The sequence below is a fragment of the Serratia sp. TSA_198.1 genome, assembly GCF_052686505.1.
Genome location: NZ_JBQZFP010000001.1, coordinates 485053 through 505031, shown reverse-complemented (window position 1 = coordinate 505031; position 19979 = coordinate 485053). Strand labels below are relative to the sequence as shown.

At 55.7% G+C, this 19979-nt stretch carries 18 protein-coding genes, 1 pseudogene and 1 other annotated feature; of the genes and pseudogenes, 11 read left to right on the top strand and 8 right to left on the bottom strand.

The features are described from left to right. Positions 1-12: 12 nt before the first annotated feature. Positions 13-2610: a type I DNA topoisomerase gene (gene topA, locus ACUTSW_RS02400; RefSeq protein WP_004945205.1), complete on the bottom strand. Its 2598-nt coding sequence runs from the start codon at positions 2608-2610 to the stop codon at positions 13-15. Between the two features lie 425 nt (positions 2611-3035). Here topA and ACUTSW_RS02395 point away from each other — a divergent pair, with 425 nt between their 5' ends. Continuing rightward, positions 3036-3287 carry a YciN family protein gene (locus tag ACUTSW_RS02395; protein WP_006325742.1) on the top strand — a complete coding sequence of 84 codons (252 nt, stop codon included), beginning with the start codon at positions 3036-3038 and terminating at the stop codon, positions 3285-3287. Positions 3288-3333: 46 nt separating this feature from the next. On the opposite strand, the gene sohB is transcribed toward ACUTSW_RS02395, so the two are convergent. Next, positions 3334-4380, bottom strand: coding sequence for a protease SohB (gene sohB, locus ACUTSW_RS02390; RefSeq protein ID WP_062871018.1), 1047 nt, complete (start codon positions 4378-4380; stop codon positions 3334-3336). A 359-nt stretch (positions 4381-4739) separates the two neighbouring features. Here sohB and ACUTSW_RS02385 point away from each other — a divergent pair, with 359 nt between their 5' ends. Beyond that, positions 4740-5501, top strand: coding sequence for a YciK family oxidoreductase (locus ACUTSW_RS02385; RefSeq protein WP_063201071.1), 762 nt, complete (start codon positions 4740-4742; stop codon positions 5499-5501). Between the two features lie 13 nt (positions 5502-5514). After that, the gene (cobO, locus tag ACUTSW_RS02380) at positions 5515-6105 is read left to right on the top strand and encodes a cob(I)yrinic acid a,c-diamide adenosyltransferase (RefSeq protein ID WP_445583561.1); all 591 of its coding nucleotides are present in this window, start codon (positions 5515-5517) and stop codon (positions 6103-6105) included. Between the two features lie 44 nt (positions 6106-6149). Here cobO and rluB read toward each other — a convergent pair whose 3' ends face one another. The 5 genes from rluB to rnm all read right to left on the bottom strand — a co-directional run bounded on the left by rluB (position 6150) and on the right by rnm (position 10233). After that, the gene (gene rluB / locus ACUTSW_RS02375) at positions 6150-7046 is read right to left on the bottom strand and encodes a 23S rRNA pseudouridine(2605) synthase RluB (RefSeq protein WP_004945221.1); all 897 of its coding nucleotides are present in this window, start codon (positions 7044-7046) and stop codon (positions 6150-6152) included. Between the two features lie 208 nt (positions 7047-7254). After that, complete coding sequence (locus ACUTSW_RS02370) at positions 7255-8052, bottom strand: alpha/beta fold hydrolase (RefSeq protein WP_445583560.1); 798 nt, start codon at positions 8050-8052, stop codon at positions 7255-7257. A gap of 151 nt (positions 8053-8203) precedes the next feature. Then, positions 8204-8563: a Rap1a/Tai family immunity protein gene (locus ACUTSW_RS02365; RefSeq protein WP_004945227.1), complete on the bottom strand. Its 360-nt coding sequence runs from the start codon at positions 8561-8563 to the stop codon at positions 8204-8206. A gap of 114 nt (positions 8564-8677) precedes the next feature. After that, complete coding sequence (locus ACUTSW_RS02360) at positions 8678-9298, bottom strand: L-threonylcarbamoyladenylate synthase (protein WP_013813142.1); 621 nt, start codon at positions 9296-9298, stop codon at positions 8678-8680. A 47-nt stretch (positions 9299-9345) separates the two neighbouring features. Beyond that, positions 9346-10233, bottom strand: coding sequence for an RNase RNM (gene rnm / locus ACUTSW_RS02355; protein WP_020439146.1), 888 nt, complete (start codon positions 10231-10233; stop codon positions 9346-9348). A gap of 242 nt (positions 10234-10475) precedes the next feature. Beyond that, positions 10476-10579: a sequence feature (Trp leader region), on the top strand. Between the two features lie 25 nt (positions 10580-10604). On the opposite strand from rnm, the gene ACUTSW_RS02350 reads away from it, so the two are divergent. The 6 genes and pseudogenes from ACUTSW_RS02350 to ACUTSW_RS02325 all read left to right on the top strand — a co-directional run bounded on the left by ACUTSW_RS02350 (position 10605) and on the right by ACUTSW_RS02325 (position 17696). Then, entirely contained in the window at positions 10605-12167 is a 1563-nt protein-coding gene (locus tag ACUTSW_RS02350) for an anthranilate synthase component 1 (protein ID WP_445583559.1), read from the top strand. Next, positions 12167-13761 (top strand): annotated as a pseudogene (gene trpD / locus ACUTSW_RS02345) (bifunctional anthranilate synthase glutamate amidotransferase component TrpG/anthranilate phosphoribosyltransferase TrpD). Before ACUTSW_RS02350 ends, trpD begins: the two are co-directional and overlap by 1 nt. Positions 13762-13764: 3 nt before the next feature. Beyond that, on the top strand, positions 13765-15126 hold the full coding sequence (gene trpCF / locus ACUTSW_RS02340) for a bifunctional indole-3-glycerol-phosphate synthase TrpC/phosphoribosylanthranilate isomerase TrpF (RefSeq protein ID WP_174523961.1): 1362 nt from the start codon (positions 13765-13767) through the stop codon (positions 15124-15126). Positions 15127-15164: 38 nt separating this feature from the next. After that, the gene (trpB, locus tag ACUTSW_RS02335; RefSeq protein WP_004945250.1) at positions 15165-16355 is read left to right on the top strand and encodes a tryptophan synthase subunit beta; all 1191 of its coding nucleotides are present in this window, start codon (positions 15165-15167) and stop codon (positions 16353-16355) included. Further along, complete coding sequence (gene trpA / locus ACUTSW_RS02330; protein ID WP_445583558.1) at positions 16355-17161, top strand: tryptophan synthase subunit alpha; 807 nt, start codon at positions 16355-16357, stop codon at positions 17159-17161. Before trpB ends, trpA begins: the two co-directional genes overlap by 1 nt. Positions 17162-17381: 220 nt before the next feature. Then, positions 17382-17696: a BON domain-containing protein gene (locus tag ACUTSW_RS02325; RefSeq protein ID WP_004945257.1), complete on the top strand. Its 315-nt coding sequence runs from the start codon at positions 17382-17384 to the stop codon at positions 17694-17696. A gap of 41 nt (positions 17697-17737) precedes the next feature. Here ACUTSW_RS02325 and ompW read toward each other — a convergent pair whose 3' ends face one another. After that, complete coding sequence (gene ompW, locus ACUTSW_RS02320) at positions 17738-18382, bottom strand: outer membrane protein OmpW (protein WP_006325752.1); 645 nt, start codon at positions 18380-18382, stop codon at positions 17738-17740. A 282-nt stretch (positions 18383-18664) separates the two neighbouring features. On the opposite strand from ompW, the gene ACUTSW_RS02315 reads away from it, so the two are divergent. Both ACUTSW_RS02315 and ACUTSW_RS02310 read left to right on the top strand, forming a co-directional pair. Next, a complete protein-coding gene (locus tag ACUTSW_RS02315) occupies positions 18665-19105 on the top strand; it encodes a YkgJ family cysteine cluster protein (RefSeq protein WP_063201088.1) in 441 nt (146 codons plus the stop codon). Between the two features lie 97 nt (positions 19106-19202). Beyond that, the gene (locus ACUTSW_RS02310; RefSeq protein WP_004945267.1) at positions 19203-19955 is read left to right on the top strand and encodes a YciC family protein; all 753 of its coding nucleotides are present in this window, start codon (positions 19203-19205) and stop codon (positions 19953-19955) included. Positions 19956-19979 lie beyond the last annotated feature (24 nt).

Sequence of the window (19979 nt, the reverse complement as noted above, 5' to 3'; positions counted from 1 at the left end):
CAGGCTGCAAACTTACTTTTTGCCTTCAACCCATTTGCCGTCAACGTAGAAAGCGGACCAACCCGTGGCCTTGCCGTCTTTCTCTGAAGAGACATACTGCTGTTTGGTTTTACGGCTGAAACGCACCATCGTTTTGTTGCCTTCGCCATCCGCTACCGGCGCATCCGCCAGGTAACGCAGTTTTTCCGGCAGACGATCCTTGAAACGGGCCAGCTCTTCTACCAGCGGCGCACGAGTCTCGCGCGATTTAGGGAAGGTGTTGGCCGCCAGGAACACGCCGGCTGCACCGTCGCGCAGAACAAAGTAAGCGTCTGACTTTTCGCACGGCAATTCCGGCAATGGAACCGGATCTTCCTTCGGCGGCGCAACATCGCCGTTACGCAGAATTTTACGGGTGTTTTTGCACGTCTCGTTGGTGCAGCCCATGTACTTACCGAAGCGCCCCATTTTCAGGTGCATTTCGGAACCACATTTGTCGCACTCAACTACCGGGCCGTCATACCCTTTCAGGCGGAATTCGCCCTCTTCGATTTCATAGCCGTCACACGCAGGGTTATTACCGCAGACGTGCAGCTTACGCTGGTTATCGATCAGGTAGCTGTCCATCGCCGTGCCGCATTTTTGGCAACGATGGCGAGCACGCAACGCGTTGGTTTCTGCATCATCCCCTTCGAGGATATTCAGCACTTCCGTTTCCGGCACCAGGTTAATGGTGGTTTTGCAGCGCTCCTTCGGCGGCAGCGCATAACCGGAACAACCGAGGAACACGCCGGTACTGGCGGTACGGATGCCCATTTTACGGCCGCAGGTCGGGCAATCGATGCTGGTCATGACCATCTGATTCGGACGCATACCGCCGTCTTCAGGATCTTTCTCCGCCGTTTCCAACTGTTCGCTGAACTCGGCAAAAAACTCATCCAGCACCGCTTTCCACTCGGCGTGGTTATTGGCTACCTGGTCAAGGCCGTCTTCCATGCGCGCTGTAAAGTCATAGTTCATCAGCTCACGGAAGTTTTCTTCCAGACGGTCAGTAACGATCTCACCCATTTTCTCGGCGTAGAAACGGCGGCTTTCGACCCGCACGTAGCCACGGTCCTGAATGGTCGAGATGATCGACGCATAGGTCGATGGGCGGCCGATGCCGCGCTTTTCCAGCTCTTTCACCAGCGAGGCTTCGCTGTAACGCGCAGGCGGTTTGGTGAAGTGCTGGCTCGGGATCAGCTTTTGCAGTTCCAGATCGCTGCCTACTTCAACATACGGCAAGGTGCGGTCTTCATCACCCTTGCGCAGAGCAGGCATCACTTTGGTCCAGCCATCGAAACGCAACGTACGGCCTTTGGCACGCAGTTGATAATCGCCGGCCTTCACTGACAGCGTAGTGGAATCGTACTGCGCAGGCGTCATCTGACAGGCCACGAACTGGCGCCAGATCAGCTGATACAGCTTTTGCGCATCTGCTTCCATATCTTTCAACTGCTCGGCCAGCACGTTCACGTCCGACGGACGGATAGCTTCGTGCGCTTCCTGAGAGTTTTCTTTGCTGCTGTACTGGTTTGGCGCTTTCGGCAAGTACTTGTCACCGAAATTGTCGCCGATATAGCCACGCACCATGTTGAGCGCATCCTGGCTCAGGTTGGTGGAGTCAGTACGCATGTAGGTGATGTGGCCGGCTTCATACAGCCGCTGAGCCATCATCATGGTTTTCTTCACGCCAAAACTCAGACGGGTGCTGGCCGCCTGTTGCAGCGTAGAGGTAATGAAAGGCGCGCCCGGCTTGCTGCTGGTAGGTTTGTCTTCGCGATCCAGCACCGTATAACGGGCTTTCTCCAGCAGTTTGAGGGCGGCGTGGGTCTGCTCACGGTTAACCGGTTTGAATGGCTTGTCGTGGGCATGCGTCACTTCCATCTGCAGCGCGGTATCATTCTTCGCCAGCAGATCGGCGTGCAGTTCCCAGTACTCTTCCGGCACGAAGGCTTTGATGTCGCGTTCGCGCTCCACCACCAACCGTACCGCAACGGATTGCACGCGCCCAGCGGACAGGCCGCGGGCAATTTTCTTCCACAGCAGCGGCGATACCATGTAACCCACCACGCGGTCCATAAAGCGACGCGCCTGCTGTGCGTTAACACGATCGATATTCAACTCGCCCGGCTGTTTAAAAGCCTGTTGGATCGCGTTCTTGGTGATTTCGTTGAACACCACGCGGCTAAAGCGTTTGTCGTCACCGCCGATCACTTCCCGCAGGTGCCAGGCAATGGCTTCCCCTTCGCGGTCAAGGTCCGTTGCGAGATAAATGTGGTCGGCGTTTTCCGCTAACGATTTTAACTCTGCGACAACTTTTTCTTTACCTGGCAGAATTTCATAATCCGCTTTCCAGCCATGGTAAGGATCGACGCCCATTCGATTTACCAGCGCCGTTTTCTCATCTTTTTTAACTTTCTTCTTGGCTTTGTCTTCGGTTGAGTCAGCGCTCTTTTTGCTGGCTGAGCCACTGGTCGGCAAATCACGGATATGACCGACGCTGGACTTCACCACGTAGTCATTACCTAAGTATTTATTAATAGTTTTGGCTTTTGCCGGGGACTCAACTATTACGAGAGCTTTACCCATATTTACCTTTACCTAAATTTGTTTCTTCTAAAAAGAAGTCTTTTATCTCGCCGTGCCGCAGCGATTCATATCTCTTTTTTATATTGCGGCAGTCTGGCAAGAGATCAACATGTTTTTTTCTTTTGGTTGCTTAACTGCTCAACCTGAACGCAAGTTGTTGATCCTGCCAGCTAATCACCCATGCCCCAGAAGTATGGCCGTGTGAGACTCATTCATGGCGTAAACAAAACCTTCCACCTGACGCCGCAAAATCCCACACTGTACCTGATAAAAAGCGTCACGCAACCTAATTAGCACGGAAACAGCGATTTCGCCAATCGACAGATACCGCTAGCCATCCAGACGGCAAATAAACCTTAGTCTGTTTGCGGATAAATGCGAACCGGCGTTAGAATACGCGCAGAATTTATGATTGGAGTGTAATAATGTGCACTAATACTACCCCCATTGGCCGTGAGGCTCTGTTGCAAGAAGCAAATAATATTATCCGACAACATGAAGATTATCTGCAGGGCATGGTGGCTAACGACGTTGAACAAAAAGGCAGCGTTTTAGTTTTCCGCGGCGAATTCTTTTTGGATCAGGATGGATTACCTACGGTAAAAACCACTGCTGTATTTAATATGTTTAAACATTTGGCCCACGTGCTTTCCGAAAAATATCATTTGGCCGATTAAGAAAAAAACGGGGGTTTTTAGCCCCCGTTATGTTTAATCAAAACGCTTAAAGCAACGGTTTTTCACCGCGCTGCCACCAGCGCAGCAGCAAACGGTCGACGCTTTCCGCAGCGCTGCCGGTAAATCGATCCATCAGACGTTTACGACGCGTATAGCGCACCCCGACCACTTCGTGATTTTCCATTTCGGCGATCAGCAGATCGTCACTGGTGCCAATCGCATCAATCAGCCCTTTCTCTTTCGCCTGAGAGCCAAACCAGTGCTCGCCGGTCGCCACGCTGTCGATATCCAGCGAAGGCCGTTGTTGGTGTACAAATTCTTTGAACAGTTCATGGGTTTCATTCAGATCTTCGCGGAACTTCTCACGCCCCTGTTCGGTGTTTTCCCCAAACAGCGTCAGCGTCCGTTTGAACTGGCCTGCCGTATGCAACTCCACATCAATATCGTTCTTTTTCAGCAGGCGATGGAAGTTGGGAATTTGCGCCACAACGCCGATAGAGCCGATGATGGCGAAGGGCGCCGCAACGATGCGATCCGCCACGCAGGCCATCATATAGCCGCCGCTGGCCGCTACCTTGTCTACCGCTACCGTCAGGCGGATGCCGCCGGTACGCAGACGCGCCAACTGTGACGACGCCAGACCATAACCATGCACTACCCCGCCCGGGCTTTCCAGCCGTAGCAGTACTTCGTCCTGCGGCGTTGCCACTGCCAACACCGCCGAGATTTCTTCGCGCAGCGAAGTCACTTCATGGGCATCCATGCTGCCTTTGAAGTCCAGGACATACAGGCAGGGTTTGGTTGCTTCAACGGCACCGGCTTTAGCGCGTTGTTTCTTCAGTTTATCGTCGGCTTTGGTCTGTTTTTTAAACTGTTTACTCCAGGCTTTTTGTTCCGCTTCCCCCATACGCGCCAGGCGCATGTCGCGTTGCATCTCGCGATATTGCTCCCCGAGATCAGTCAGCTGAAGCTCACCTTTCTGACGGGTCTTACGTTGCCCAATGCTGACCGCCAGCAACGCCAGCGCAGCGATGGCAATCACTACCGTCGCGACTTTGGCCAGAAACAGGCCGTAAATAGATATAAACTCCACAGATTCCGCCTTTATTTACAGGTTGTTAGTATGATCTCGTTCATTCTAGCCAACCGACGCAGTGGCTGTCGCGGCTAAATAAAAATTCCTTGTGATGCCTCTTTACTATGTGGGCGCATTTTGACTTAACCAAGCCGGCGCTGTTCCATTTTTGTTACAAAAGAATGCCGATTCTGCTGCCTAATCATTGAAAATACGATCCATTTGAGGCATATAACACGGATTATTCATCAACATGATGAGCCAAATTCGCTGCGGGGCCCTGCATGCGGTCGAGCCTTTGCTCCCGCCTGGGTCTCTTAATCCACACCACTCCCCGATGCAAGCGGGAGACAGCCACCACGGCGCGAGGAATTATTGTGCATTACCAACCTAAACATGACCTGCTGGAACAAAGAATCATCCTGGTCACCGGCGCCGGTGACGGCATCGGACGCGAAGCCGCACTTACCTATGCCAAATTTGGCGCACAACTGGTGCTGCTGGGCCGTACCGAAAGCAAGCTACGGGCGGTACAAAGCGAGATCGCCCGGCTGGGCGGCGCACCCAGTTTCACCGTTACGCTGGATTTGCTGCACACCACGCAGGAACAGTGCAAACAGGTTGCGGATGATCTGGCCACCCAGATCCCGCGCCTCGACGGTGTTTTGCATAACGCCGGGCTGTTGGGGGATATCGCTCCAATGGCTGACTTGTCGATGGAGATGTGGCACGACGTCATGCAGGTCAACGTCAATGCAACCTTTATGCTCACCCAGGCGCTGCTGCCACTGCTGCTGAAATCCAACTCGGGATCGCTGGTATTTACCAGTTCCAGCGTGGGTCGTACGGGCCGCGCCAACTGGGGTGCCTACGCGGTGTCCAAATTTGCCACGGAGGGCATGATGCAGGTGTTGGCCGAAGAATACAAAAGCCGCCATCTTCGGGTAAATTGCATCAATCCTGGCGGAACGCGCACTCAAATGCGCGCATCGGCCTTCCCGAACGAAGATAAAAACAAACTGAAAACACCGGCGGATATTATGCCGCTTTACCTCTATTTAATGGGCGATGACAGCCGCCGAAAAACCGGCATGAGCTTCGATGCTCAACCCAATCGTAAACCCGGCGCCGCTGAATAAAGGAGGCTTTATCATGGCCGAAGACCGCCATCAACAACGTCAGCAGCGCCTGAAAGAACAGGTCGACGCTCGTATCGCCGCCGCCCAGCAAGTCCGCGGTTTAGTGCTGGTATTCACCGGTAACGGTAAAGGCAAAACTACCGCGGCGTTCGGCACAGTAACGCGCGCCGTCGGCCACGGTATGAAAGCCGCCGTTATTCAGTTCATCAAAGGCGAGTGGCCGAACGGGGAGAAAAACCTGCTGCAGCAGCACGGGGTAGAATTCCAGGTAATGGCAACCGGCTTTACCTGGGAAACCCAGAATAAAGCCGGCGATACCGCAGCCTGTCAGGCGGTATGGCAGCACGGCAAACGCATGCTCGCCGACAGCAGCCTGGATCTGGTGCTGTTGGATGAGCTGACCTATATGGTCAGTTACGGCTATCTTGAGCTGGATGAACTGCTGGAAGCGTTGCGGCAGCGCCCTGCGCACCAGACGGTCATTATCACCGGGCGTGGCTGCCATCGCGATCTGCTGGAACGGGCGGATACGGTGACGGAAATGCGGCCGGTAAAACATGCGTTCGACGCAGGTATCATGGCGCAACAGGGAATTGACTGGTAACGAAAAGAAAACGCCGCAGCCCAGAGAGGGTTGCGGCGTAATGATTAGCTGCGCTTGCTTGGTTTGCCGGACTTGCTGCCTGGCGCGCTGCGGCGGCCGCTGCCCGCCACCTGGGTATGGCGTTTGACCGCACGACGGATCTGATTCGCTTTCACGCGGCGACGCTCGCGCTCCACCGGCATCTTGCTGACCGTTTCGGGCTTCAACTCAACCAATTCGCGCAGATAGTTAATCGCCGGCAGTTCCAGCTCGGTCCAACCGCCACGCGGCAGGCCTTTAGGCAGATCGATATCGCCGTAACGTACGCGGATCAGGCGACTGACCTGCACGCCAACCGCTTCCCAAAGACGACGCACCTCACGGTTACGCCCTTCGGTCAGAGTCACGTTGTACCATTGGTTAATGCCTTCGCCGCCCTGGAAAGTGATGGTGCGGAAGGCGGCTGGGCCATCTTCCAACTGAACGCCCTTGCTCAGTTGCTTCACTTTTTCATCGTCAATCTGGCCAAAGACACGCACCGCGTATTCGCGCTCGACTTCACGGCTAGGGTGCATCAGGCGGTTTGCCAGCTCACCGTCGGTGGTGAACAGCAGCAGGCCTGAGGTATTGACGTCCAAACGCCCCACCGCTACCCAGCGAGAGCCACGCAGCTTAGGCAGGCGATCAAACACCGTCGGACGGCCTTCAGGATCGCTACGGGTACAGAGTTCACCTTCCGGCTTGTAATAAGCCAGCACGCGGCATACCGTTTCTTCGGATTCTTTAATTGAAAGTACGTGACCATCCAGACGAATTTTCATCGAGGCAGTCACTTCAACGCGGTCGCCCAGTTTGGCGACTTTACCGTCAACGCTGACGCGGCCGGCTTCAATTATGGTTTCGATTTCACGACGCGAGCCATGGCCGGCGCGCGCTAAAACTTTTTGTAACTTTTCGCTCATTGAGCAACCTCTAGTGTCGCCTTCACAGGCGTCGGGGGGATGACCACTGCGGCGACAGGCACCACGGTGGTAACAATACGTTTACTTGGATCGAACCGCGCATTATACAGGCTTTCTATAGTGTTGGAACCCACTTTATTAGCAGTCCGATTATCGAAATCTATTAACCGCGGGCTCAGGCCCGCATCAGATTAAGCCAGGCAAAAGGTTAATCGCCAAGAAGGTTAACCACCGCCCGATAGACTTCATCCGGCCGCTCGAGGATCCCCAGGTGCGTTCGGGCATGTTCCAGCCGCAAGACCGAGAAGAACGGATGGTCGGTAGCAAAAACCTGCTGTTGCCTCAGATAATTTTCATCACGATCCAGCGAGTAAATATGCCTGCACGGGAGCGGCGGGCCAAGTTCGCTCAACCGGTTAAGCGGCGATTGGTATTGCCGATAAGCGTGTTCTATCGCCACGCCGGCGGCTTGCCAGAGGCGAAAGTCCTCACGGGCCATTTCAACGGTCAGATGATGCTTCACCGGCTGATGGTCAACCCCGCCTTGCCAGAAGGCAAACAGGGCATCGCGCGCCGCCAGCCATTGCTCTGGCCGTTGCATTTGTTGCACCGACTGGAAAAATGCCGGCGCGGGTTGCGTCATGATCCAATCGAGAAATACCAGGCCTTTGACCTGCTGCGGCATGAGCTCTGCCAAGGCGACGGCAATCCAACTGGCGTGAGCCACCGAAAGCGTCACAAAGCTTTCCACCTGCAGGGCAGCCAGCAGCTGATGGATGTCCGCCAGCAAGTCTTCGGCGCCAAGCGAAAGCGCGTCATCACAGGATGACAGGCCGTGCCCACGCCAGTCGAAGCTAATCACCCGGTATCGCTCACTCGCCAGCGCGCTGAAGGGGGCAAATACCGTTTTTGGCTCACACCAGCCGGGCAGCAAGACCAGCGTCAACGGGCCGGAACCGGCATCATGATAATCGAGGGAGTGGGTACCAAAGTGAAACGCTGTCATTTTACCTCCTGAAGCGTCATGTCCTCAAAGCGGTTAAGAGGGCTTGTGCGCAGGAAATAAACTGACAGCGTTTGGCGATTTAATCTATTGAAGAACGTGCTAAAAAACGGGGAACGCACCAAATGAAAATATACGCACCAAACGAACGAATTTAGTGCCTTTCACAAGGATAAGCCGCGGTTAACGCCAGCATGATCACTGAAGGTGCAGAATAATGCAGCTGTTCCGGGTGTTCATTTAAATAATGCATTACCGCATCGGAAGCCATGCCTACGCTCATGCCGGCGTCCGGGCAAATATTGCGGTTACCCTGCATCGAATAGGTGTCAAAGACGCCGGCCACATAGCCCATGAACATTCCGCCATCGAGCGCTTCCGCAACGGTAGCAGCTCCATTTTTGTTTTTCACATAGCCGCCCGTTTCAGACAGCAAGGCGTTACCGGAATAAAAACCGGCATTGGCCACAGAGGAAAACAATAAGACCGCTAAAAGAGAACCCCGTTTAATCATCGCTATGCATCCTGCCTATTTTCAGTTTTTGATTGTGTAGAATAGCGGCTTTCACGATAAATGACGTCGTTTCAGCCACTTTTCAGAAAATGAGCAACCGCCGCAGCGATAAAATCAACGGAAAGGCGTTATGTCGCCCGCACCTTCGCGCACCACTTCCGGCGCCGACTCAGTCAGATCAATCACCGTGGTCGGCTGCTGGCCCAGGAAACCGCCGTGGATCACCAGATCCACTTGCTTGCCCAGATGATCGCTGATCTCTTCCGGATCGGACTCGGCGAAATCGTTGCCTGGTAACATCAGCGTGGTCGACATCATCGGCTCGTTCAGCACTTCCAACAGCGCCAGTGCAATCGGGTTCGAGGGTACACGCAGGCCGATGGTTTTGCGTTTGTCATTCATCAGGCGGCGTGGCACTTCTTTGGTCGCTTTCAGGATGAAGGTGTAGTTGCCGGGCGTGTTGTTTTTGATCAAACGGAATGCGGTATTGTCGACATAGGCGTAAGTCGAAAGCTCGGACAAATCGCGGCACATCAGCGTAAAGTTGTGGTTACCGTCCAACTGGCGAATACGGCAAATACGTTCCATCGCCGATTTTTCTTCCAGCTTGCAGCCCAGCGCATAACCGGAATCTGTCGGGTAGACAATCACTCCGCCCTTGCGCAGCACGTCCACCGCCTGGTTGACCAAACGCGGTTGAGGATTATCTGGATGAATATAAAAAAGCTGACTCATGACTTGCTCCTAAAATGATGCACGCGGGCGCATCCGCCCCCGTTAAATCAATATACTGCAGCCTGCTGCGGTTGCGGCCAGTCACGCCACACCGGCTCAACGCCACCGGGTAACCACAGTTTACGGCCCAGTTCGATCCACGCGCAGGGCTGATGAAAATCAGACCCCTGCGATGCCAGTAATTGATACTCTTGCGCATACTTCGCCAGTAGCGAACGCTCATGCGGTGCTTGCTGACACTGGGCCACTTCCATCGCGTCGCCGCCGTGTTCGGCAAAATGCGCAAACAGCCGCTTCAGCCATTTGGCCGTCAGATCGTAACGGCCCGGATGCGCTATCACCGCCTGCCCGCCAGATTGATGAATCACATCAATGGCTTGTTTTATTGTACACCACTGTGGCGGAACGTAACCGGTTTTGCCCTTGGCCAGATATTTCTTGAACACCTGCGCCATGTTGTCGGCAATGCCGATCTGCACCAGATAGCGTGCAAAGTGCCCACGCGTCACCGCCCCGCCGTCCGCCAATTTTTGCGCGCCTTCGAAGGCGTCATCGATGCGTGCTTTTGCCAGCCGTACGCCAATTTCCTGCGCACGCAGGTTGCGACGTTCAGTCTGTTCGGCCAATAACTGCACCATCGCCGGATGGGCGATATCAATCCCCAGGCCGACGATATGAATCTCGTGGTTTTCCCACAGCGTGGAGATTTCTACCCCATTCACCAGTTGCAACGGCAGCGACAACTCGGCAATAGTGGCGGCGGCCGCAGCCAGCCCATCGGTGGTGTCGTGATCGGTGATCGCCAATACGCCAACCCGCATTTCAACCGCCCGCTGCACCAGTTGCGCCGGTGTCAGGTAGCCGTCAGAGGCGGTGGTATGGCTGTGGAGGTCGTAAAGGGTAAACGCGGAAGGCTGGGGGTTGCTGTCTGTCAAAAGAAATATCCGGCAATGGCTTGGCCTTCTATCATACCCGCGATCGTCGGCCGGACGGAAATCTATTCTGGCCCGTTCACATTCGCCCTGATGAAAATAACTCACGTTTGCCGCTAAAACATTGTGTAAAAAGAGGGTTGACTTTACTCCTGCGAACCAGTTAACTAGTACACAAGTTCAGGGGCATCCCCTGGTTGGATGATAATCGAGAGAGCAAAGATATGAACAAGCAAACTTCTCTTCTTCGTTGGTGGCGTACTTCCCTTTCGCGGGCGGTGTAATCACGCATACCTGTCATCTGACACTGCAGATTCCCTAAGCCCGCTGGTAATGCGGGCTTTTTTATGGACAAAATCTAACTGGAACCACCCATGATGAACATCAAACCACAACTCACACTGCTGAAGGCGGAAACCCACTACCGGGGCGATCCGACGACCATTTTCCATCAGTTGTGCGGCGCGCGCCCGGCCACCCTGCTGCTGGAGTCTGCCGAAATAAACAGCAAGCAAAACCTGCAAAGCCTGCTGGTGATCGACAGCGCCCTGCGCATCACCGCGCTGGGCCGCAGCGTCACGCTGCAGGCACTGACCGCCAACGGTGCGGCGATGCTGCCGCTGCTCGATGAAGCACTGCCGGCGGAAGTGCAGATTCAGGTTCGCCCAAACGGCCGCGAACTGACCTTCCCGGTCATCGATGCGGTGCAGGATGAGGATGCCCGTCTGCGCTCACTGTCAGTGTTTGACGCACTGCGCACTCTGCTGACACTGGTTGACGCCCCGGCGGACGAACGTGAAGCGGTCATGCTCGGCGGCCTGTTTGCCTATGATCTGGTTGCCGGTTTCGAAGATCTGCCGGCGCTGCGCCAGGATCAACGTTGCCCGGACTTCTGCTTCTACCTGGCGGAAACCCTGCTGGTGCTGGACCACCAGCGCGGCGTGGCTCGCCTGCAGGCCAGCGTGTTTACCGCCGATGCGGCGGAAGAACAGCGCCTGCAACAGCGTCTTGAGCAGTTGCAGACCCAGTTGAAGCAGACCCCGCAACCCATTCCGCATCAGAAGCTGGAAAACATGCAGTTGAGCTGCAACCAGACCGATGAGGAATACAGCGCCGTGGTCAGCGGACTGCAGCAGGCCATTCGCCAGGGCGAGATTTTCCAGGTAGTGCCGTCACGCCGCTTCTCTCTGCCATGCCCGGCCCCGCTGTCGGCCTACCAAACCTTGAAAGACAGCAACCCAAGCCCTTACATGTTCTTTATGCAGGACGACGAGTTCACCCTGTTCGGCGCCTCTCCGGAAAGCGCGTTGAAATACGACGCAAGCAACCGTCAGATCGAAATTTACCCTATTGCCGGTACCCGTCCGCGTGGCCGCCGCGCTGATGGCTCGCTGGATCTGGATCTCGACAGCCGCATCGAATTGGAAATGCGCACCGATCACAAAGAACTGGCCGAGCATCTGATGCTGGTCGATCTGGCGCGCAACGATCTGGCGCGCATCTGCCAGGCCGGTAGCCGCTACGTGGCGGACCTGACCAAAGTGGACCGCTACTCTTTCGTGATGCACCTGGTTTCCCGAGTGATCGGTACCTTGCGCGCCGACCTTGACGTGCTGCACGCCTACCAGGCTTGCATGAACATGGGGACCCTGAGCGGCGCCCCCAAGGTTCGCGCCATGCAGTTGATCGCTGCCTCTGAAGGCTCCCGTCGCGGCAGCTACGGTGGTGCTGTGGGGTATTTCACCGCCACCGGCGATCTGGATACCTGTATTGTCATCCGCTCCGCATATGTTGAAGACGGTATTGCCACCGTGCAAGCCGGCGCCGGCGTGGTGCTGGATTCTGTTCCTCAGGCGGAAGCCGATGAAACCCGTAATAAGGCACGTGCCGTGCTGCGTGCCATTGCCAGCGCGCACCAAGCCAAGGAGGTGTTCTGATGGCCGATATCTTACTGCTCGACAACGTTGATTCCTTTACCTATAACCTGGTCGATCAACTGCGTGCCAGCGGCCACCAGGTGGTGATTTACCGCAACCAGATTTCTGCGGACGTGATTATCGAGCGCCTGCAACAGTTGGAACAACCGGTGTTGATGCTGTCACCGGGCCCAGGTACGCCATCCGAAGCCGGCTGCATGCCGGAGTTGCTGCAACGCCTGCGCGGCCAGTTGCCGATTATCGGCATCTGCCTGGGGCACCAGGCGATTGTAGAGGCCTACGGTGGGCACGTCGGCCAGGCGGGCGAGATCCTGCACGGTAAAGCCTCGGCCATTAGCCACGATGGCGAAGGCATGTTTGCCGGTATGGTGAACCCGCTGCCGGTGGCTCGCTACCATTCACTGGTCGGCAGCAATATCCCGGCCGAACTCACCGTTAACGCTCGCTTCGGCGACATGGTGATGGCAGTACGTAATGACCGGCACCGCGTATGTGGTTTCCAATTCCATCCGGAATCGATCCTCACCACCCACGGCGCACGTTTGCTTGAGCAAACTCTGGCCTGGGCGCTGGCGAAATAATAAGGGAAACGACGATGCAACCTATTCTTGAAAAACTGTACCGCTCAGAATCAATGAGCCAAGAGGAAAGCCAGCAGTTGTTCAGCGCCATCGTGCGAGGCGAGCTGGAACCCAGCCAACTGGCAGCGGCACTGATCAGCATGAAAGTCCGCGGAGAGCGCCCGGAAGAGATTGCCGGTGCCGCCAAGGCCCTGCTGGCCGACGCCCTGCCGTTCCCACGCCCGGATTATCCGTTTGCCGATATCGTCGGCACCGGCGGCGACGGCACCAACAGCATCAATATCTCTACCGCCAGCGCCTTTGTGGCGGCGGCATGCGGTGCCAAAGTGGCAAAACACGGTAACCGCAGCGTCTCCAGCCGTTCCGGTTCTTCGGACCTGCTGGCGGCATTCGGCATCCGCCTGGATCTGCCGGCGGAAGAGTCCCGCCAGGCGCTGGATGAACTGGGCGTGTGTTTCCTGTTTGCACCGCAATATCACACCGGTTTCCGCCATGCGATGCCGGTACGCCAACAGTTGAAAACCCGTACGGTATTTAACGTGCTCGGCCCGTTGATCAACCCGGCACGTCCACCGCTGGCGCTGATCGGCGTTTACAGCCCGGAGCTGGTGCTGCCGATAGCCCAAACTCTGCGTGTGCTGGGTTATCAGCGTGCCGCCGTGGTGCACGGCGGTGGCATGGACGAAGTGGCAATTCACACTGCGACCCATGTGGCGGAGCTGAACAACGGTGAGATTGAAAGCTACCAATTAACGCCAGAGTCCTTTGGCCTGCAACGCTACCCGCTGGAAGCCCTGCAGGGCGGATCGCCGGAAGAAAACCGTGACATTCTGGCACGGTTGTTACAAGGTAAAGGCGACCCGGCGCACGCCGCAGCGGTAGCGGCTAACGTGGCGCTGTTACTGAAGTTATTCGGGCATGAAGACCTGCGCCAAAACGCGCAGCAGGCACTGGACATGATTCACAGCGGGCAAGCTTACGAGCGCGTCACCGCACTGGCAGCAAGAGGATAAATGATGCAGGAAACCGTGCTCAACAAGATTGTTCGTGATAAAGCGCAATGGGTCGCAGCACGACAGCAACAACAACCACTGGCCAGCTTTCACAATGAAATCGTCCCAAGCGAACGCGGCTTTTATCATGCGCTGCAAGGGGCCAGAACGGCATTTATTCTTGAATGCAAAAAAGCGTCCCCTTCCAAAGGGTTGATCCGCGAAAACTTTGATCCGGTCGAAATCGCTTCGGTCTACAAGGATTTCGCTTCGGCCATCTCGGTACTGACTGATGAAAAGTACTTCCAGGGCAGTTTCGATTTCCTGCCGCTGGTCAGCAAGACGGTTACGCAGCCGGTGCTGTGCAAAGATTTTATTATCGACCCGTACCAGATCTACCTGGCGCGGTTCTATCAGGCCGATGCCATCCTGCTGATGTTGTCGGTGCTGGACGACGATCAATATCGTCAGTTGGCAGCCGTGGCGCACAGCCTGAACATGGGCGTGCTGACCGAAGTGATCAGCGAAGAAGAACTGCAGCGGGCAATCGCGCTCGAGGCACGCGTGGTCGGCATTAATAACCGTGACCTGCGCGACCTTAGCATTGATCTGGACCGTACCCGCCAACTCGCACCACGCGTGCCGCACGGGGTGACGGTGATCAGCGAATCCGGCATCAACAATTACGGCCAAATCCGCGAACTGAGCCACTTCGCCAACGGGTTCCTGATCGGCAGCGCACTGATGTCGGAAACCGACCTGCGCGCCGCCGTACGCCGGGTAACGCTGGGCGACAATAAAGTCTGCGGGCTGACCCGCCCACAAGATGCCGCAGCCGCCTATCAGGCCGGCGCGATCTACGGCGGGCTGATTTTTGTCGGGCGTTCACCGCGCTATGTCGACATCAACCGCGCCCGCGAAGTGATTGCCGGAGCGCCGTTGAAATACGTCGGCGTGTTCTGCGACGCGCAGGTGGAAACCCTGGTGCAAACCGTTGAACGCCTCGGTCTGAAGGCAGTGCAGCTACACGGCGCGGAAGATCAAGCCTACATCGACGCCCTGCGCGCCAAACTGCCTGCCTCTTGCCAGATCTGGAAAGCGCTGAGCGTGAAAGACAGCTTGCCGGCACGTGATCTGCAGCACGTTGACCGCTATCTGCTGGATAACGGCGCCGGCGGCACCGGCCAGCGTTTCGACTGGTCGGTATTGCACGGCCAAAACCTGGGCAACGTGATGCTGGCGGGCGGTCTGAGCGCAGACAACTGCGTTGACGCAGCCAAACTCGGCTGTGCCGGGCTGGATTTTAACTCCGGCGTCGAGAGCGAGCCCGGGATTAAAGATCCTGCCCGCCTGGCGGCAGTGTTCAAGACCCTGCGCGCCTACTGAATGCGAACACAATTTAACGGATAATAACGGGAACTATAATGACGCTGCTTAACCCCTACTTCGGCGAATTTGGTGGCCAATATGTGCCGCAGATTCTGATGCCGGCATTAAAACAACTGGAAGAGGCCTTCGTCAGCGCACAGCGCGACCCTGAATTCCAGGCTGAGTTTATCGATCTGCTGAAAAACTACGCCGGCCGCCCGACGGCGCTGACGCTGTGCAAAAACCTCACCGCCGGCACCAAAACCAAGCTGTACCTGAAGCGTGAAGATTTGCTGCACGGCGGCGCGCACAAAACCAACCAGGTTCTGGGGCAAGCGTTGCTGGCCAAGCGCATGGGCAAAACCGAAATCATCGCCGAAACCGGTGCCGGCCAGCATGGCGTGGCCTCTGCTCTGGCCTGTGCATTGCTCGGCCTGAAATGCCGCATCTATATGGGCGCCAAAGATATTGAACGCCAGTCGCCGAACGTGTTCCGCATGCGCCTGATGGGTGCAGAAGTGATCCCGGTGCACAGCGGCTCCTCCACGCTGAAAGATGCCTGCAACGAAGCGCTGCGCGACTGGTCCGGCAGCTATGAAACCGCCCACTATATGCTGGGTACCGCAGCCGGCCCGCACCCGTACCCGACCATCGTGCGTGAGTTCCAGCGCATGATCGGCGAAGAAACCAAAGCGCAGATGCTGGAGCGCGAAGGCCGCCTGCCGGACGCCGTATTGGCGTGCGTCGGCGGCGGTTCTAACGCCATCGGCATGTTTGCCGACTTTATCGATGACGTCAGCGTTGGGCTGATCGGCGTGGAACCTGCCGGTCTCGGTATCGAAACCGGCCAACACGGTGCGCCGCTGAAGCACGGCCACGTCGGTATCTATTTCGGTATGAAAGCGCCGATGATGCAGACCTCCGAAGGCCAGATCGAGGAATCCTATTCCATTTCCGCCGGGCTGGACTTCCCGTCCGTCGGGCCGCAGCACGCCTATCTGAACAGCATTGGCCGTGCCGAATATGTGTCGATTACCGACGACGAAGCGCTGGATGCCTTCAAGGCTTTGTCGCGCAGCGAAGGCATTATCCCGGCGCTGGAGTCCTCCCACGCCCTGGCGCACGCGCTTAAAATGATCCGTGAAACGCCGCAGAAAGAACAGATCCTGGTGGTTAACCTGTCCGGCCGCGGCGACAAAGACATATTTACCGTTCACGACATACTGAAAGCTCGGGGAGAAATCTGATGGAACGTTATCAGCAACTGTTCAAACGTCTGGAAAGCAACAAGGAAGGCGCCTTCGTCCCGTTTGTCACCCTGGGCGATCCGAACCCGGCACTGTCGCTGCAGATTATCGATACTCTGGTTGAAGCCGGGGCAGATGCGCTGGAGCTGGGCATCCCGTTCTCCGATCCGCTGGCCGACGGCCCAACTATCCAGAGCGCTGCGCTGCGTGCCTTCGCCTCCGGCGTGACGCCGACCCAGTGTTTTGAAATGCTGGCCGCCATTCGTCAGAAGCACCCGTCCATTCCTATCGGCCTGCTGATGTACGCCAACCTGGTATTTCATAAAGGCATCGACGCCTTTTACCAGCGTTGCGCCGAAGTCGGCGTGGATTCGGTGCTGATTGCCGACGTGCCATTTGAAGAGTCTGCGCCCTTCCGTGCCGCCGCTACCCGCCACGGCATCGCGCCTATCTTTATCTGCCCGCCAAACGCAGACGACGATTTGCTGCGTGAAATCTCTTCGCACGGACGGGGTTATACTTACCTGCTGTCCCGCGCAGGCGTTACCGGCACCGAAAGCCGCGCTCAATTGCCACTGCATCATCTGGTGAACAAACTGCGCGAATACCATGCCGCGCCACCGCTGCAGGGGTTCGGCATTTCCGAGCCTGCGCAGGTGCATGATGCGCTGCAGGCTGGTGCCGCCGGTGCGATCTCCGGTTCGGCGATCGTCAAAATTATCGAGCAAAATCAGGCGCAGCCGGCAGAAATGCTGACTCGGCTGGCGAACTTTGTTCGCGAAATGAAAGCCGCGACCCGAAGCTGATCCTCCCTGAGGCGGGCGTGATGGATCGCGCCCGCCGATAACATCTTGTTTCCTCTCAGTGTTGTTCGATTTTTTTACATCTAAAATTTGAACAAACTCGCTTATTGACTCACACTTGAAAGTGCCCGTTGCAGATTTCTGCATTTTGCGGAAATACTGAGCGTTTTCAGGTAATAACCTGAATGTAGTTTCAACAATAACATTGCATGGAGAGTAATTTATGAAGCTATTTAAAACCCTTTCGGCCTTATGCATGGCAGCCGTTGTGGCATTCGCAGTAAGCGCCTGCGCGCCGACAGCGAAATCCGAGGGGACTGGCGGTTATATTGACGATACGGTGATTACCACCAAAGTGAAATCAGCACTGCTGGCAGATAAAAACATCAAGTCGAGAGAAATCAGCGTAGAGACCTTTAAAGGCCGGGTGCAATTGAGCGGCTTTGTCACTTCCAGCGAAGATGCCAACCGTGCGGTGCAGACCACACGCGGCGTGGCAGGTGTTAAATCCGTTGAGAACGTCATGCAACTCAAATAACGATCGCAGGGAGGCATTGCGCCTCCCTGTCTCGGTCATCCTCAGAAGCGATAACCCGCCCCGAACATAAACACCCAAGGATCCAACCGCGTATCAATACTGTGATGGTTGCCGTTGGCGTCATCAAAGCGGGTTTTGGTCTCGATATTCATCCACCACACCGACATATTCAACATCCAGTGTTCATCCAGGTTGTAATCCAGGCCCGCCTGCGCAGCGACACCCCAGGAGTCTTTCAGGCTCAGATTACTCAGCCCGGCTCCTTTGCCATTGTCATTGAATTTTTCATCAAAGAAGGTGGTGTAGTTCACGCCAAGCCCCAGATACGGACGCAGTTTGTCCTGCTTGTCGCCAAAGTAATATTGCGCCATCAGACTCGGCGGCAGATCGCGCACCGTGGCGATATTGCCGTTCACTGCCGCGCCGTTCAACGACACCTTATGGCGGAACGGCGTCGCAGCCAGCAGTTCCACGCCAATATTGTCCGTTACCATATAGCCGAAAGTCAGGCCGAGCTGGGTATTATTATCGGCATTGAAGGATCCCTGCCCCAGTACGTCGTCCGATCCTGCATTGGGCCGAACCGTCGCCGCCCCCGCGCGGAAAAGAAAATCACCCGCCTGATGCGCGCTTGCCAACATTGGAGCCATCATAGCCGCCAATACCACCAGAGTTGTCTTTTTCATTATCCATTCCATTTGTGTGGTTACTAGTCGGAAGGGAATATACCTACTTACGGGTATTTATGATCCCATCGGGATCACATCTTATGTGTAAATTTTTTTATTCCTACTAAAAACAAGGTTACCTAAGGGACTAATAAATCGAGAATTGATCTGAATCAAAAAATGCATTTTGTTGCAAAACATCTGCATGTTCAAACTTCAGTTGCTAAAAAAACAGCCACTGAGTAAGTTCATTATCCGTGTTGGTTTTGGTGAGTGCCGTCAGGAGTCGGCGCGATCAAGATGAGCGAAATTCATAATCCCTGTGTCAGTTGCGGCGCATGCTGCGGCTATTTTCGAGTGTCATTCTATTGGGCCGAAGCGGAAGATGGCGGCGGCGTGGTTCCTATCTCTCTTACCGAGCCCTTAACTCCCTTTTTGCGTTGTATGCAGGGGACCAACAGCAAGTCCCCGCGCTGTACCGCTCTCGAGGGCGAAATCGGCAAGGCCGTGTCCTGCTCCATTTATCTCAATCGCCCCAGCCCTTGTCGCGAATTCGATCAGTCCGGAGAAAACGGCCTGCGCAACGAAGCCTGCGATCGCGCTCGCGAGCGTTATGGTCTGCCGCCGCTGCCGGTTCCTTTACCCTTGTCGCTGCCAATAACGGTGATTGCCGAAGAAATAGCCGCAATGCAACTCGCGGGGTGCCACAGCGACGCGGAACAAGGTACAATCGCCCACTGATTTTGCTATATACCTATGAATTTCAAGTTGCGGCCAACCATGGCGCAACTTGAAAGGCGATGGATATATCTTTGTTTCTCGACGCCAAGGAGTCTGCATGCCTATCACGGCCAACACGTTGTACCGTGACAGTTTTAACTTTTTCCGTAATCAACTGACCAGCATTCTGATGCTGGCGCTGTTGACCGCGTTCATTTCTGTGCTGCTCAATCAGGTTTTTAGCCCTGACGTCGAGCAGTTGAAGATCTTGTCCGCAACGGAAGGTGATTTTACGGCATCCGCCGGAATGGGGATCCAGGAAATCATTCAGCAAATGACGCCCGAGCAGCAGATGGTGTTATTGAAGGTGTCAGCTGCTGCCACTTTCTCCGCTTTGGTGGGCAACGTGTTGTTGGTTGGCGGGATGCTGACGCTGATTAGCCTGGTTTCCCAGGGGCAACGCATCAGCGCGCTGCGCGCTATTGGCGCTTCTGCGCCGGAATTGCCGCGTTTGCTGTTGCTGCTGTTTATCTGCACTCTGCTGATTCAGCTAGGCTTGACGCTGTTCGTCGTGCCGGGCGTAATTATGGCGATCGCCTTCTCGCTGGCGCCGGTGATCACCACCGCGGACAAAAAAGGCGTGTTCGCGTCGATCAAGTTGAGCTGCAAACTGGCCTTCGCCAATGCACGCGTGATTGTGCCGGCCATGATGCTGTGGTTGGCCGCCAAGCTGCTGGTGTTGTTTATGGTGAGCCACCTTTCGGTACTGACCCCGAATGTCGCCAGCGTAGTGCTTACCGCGCTGAGCAACCTGGTTTCCGCCCTGTTGCTGATTTACCTGTTCCGTCTGTATATGCTGCTGCGCAGTTGATCTGCCTGCAGTAACTAAAAGGGC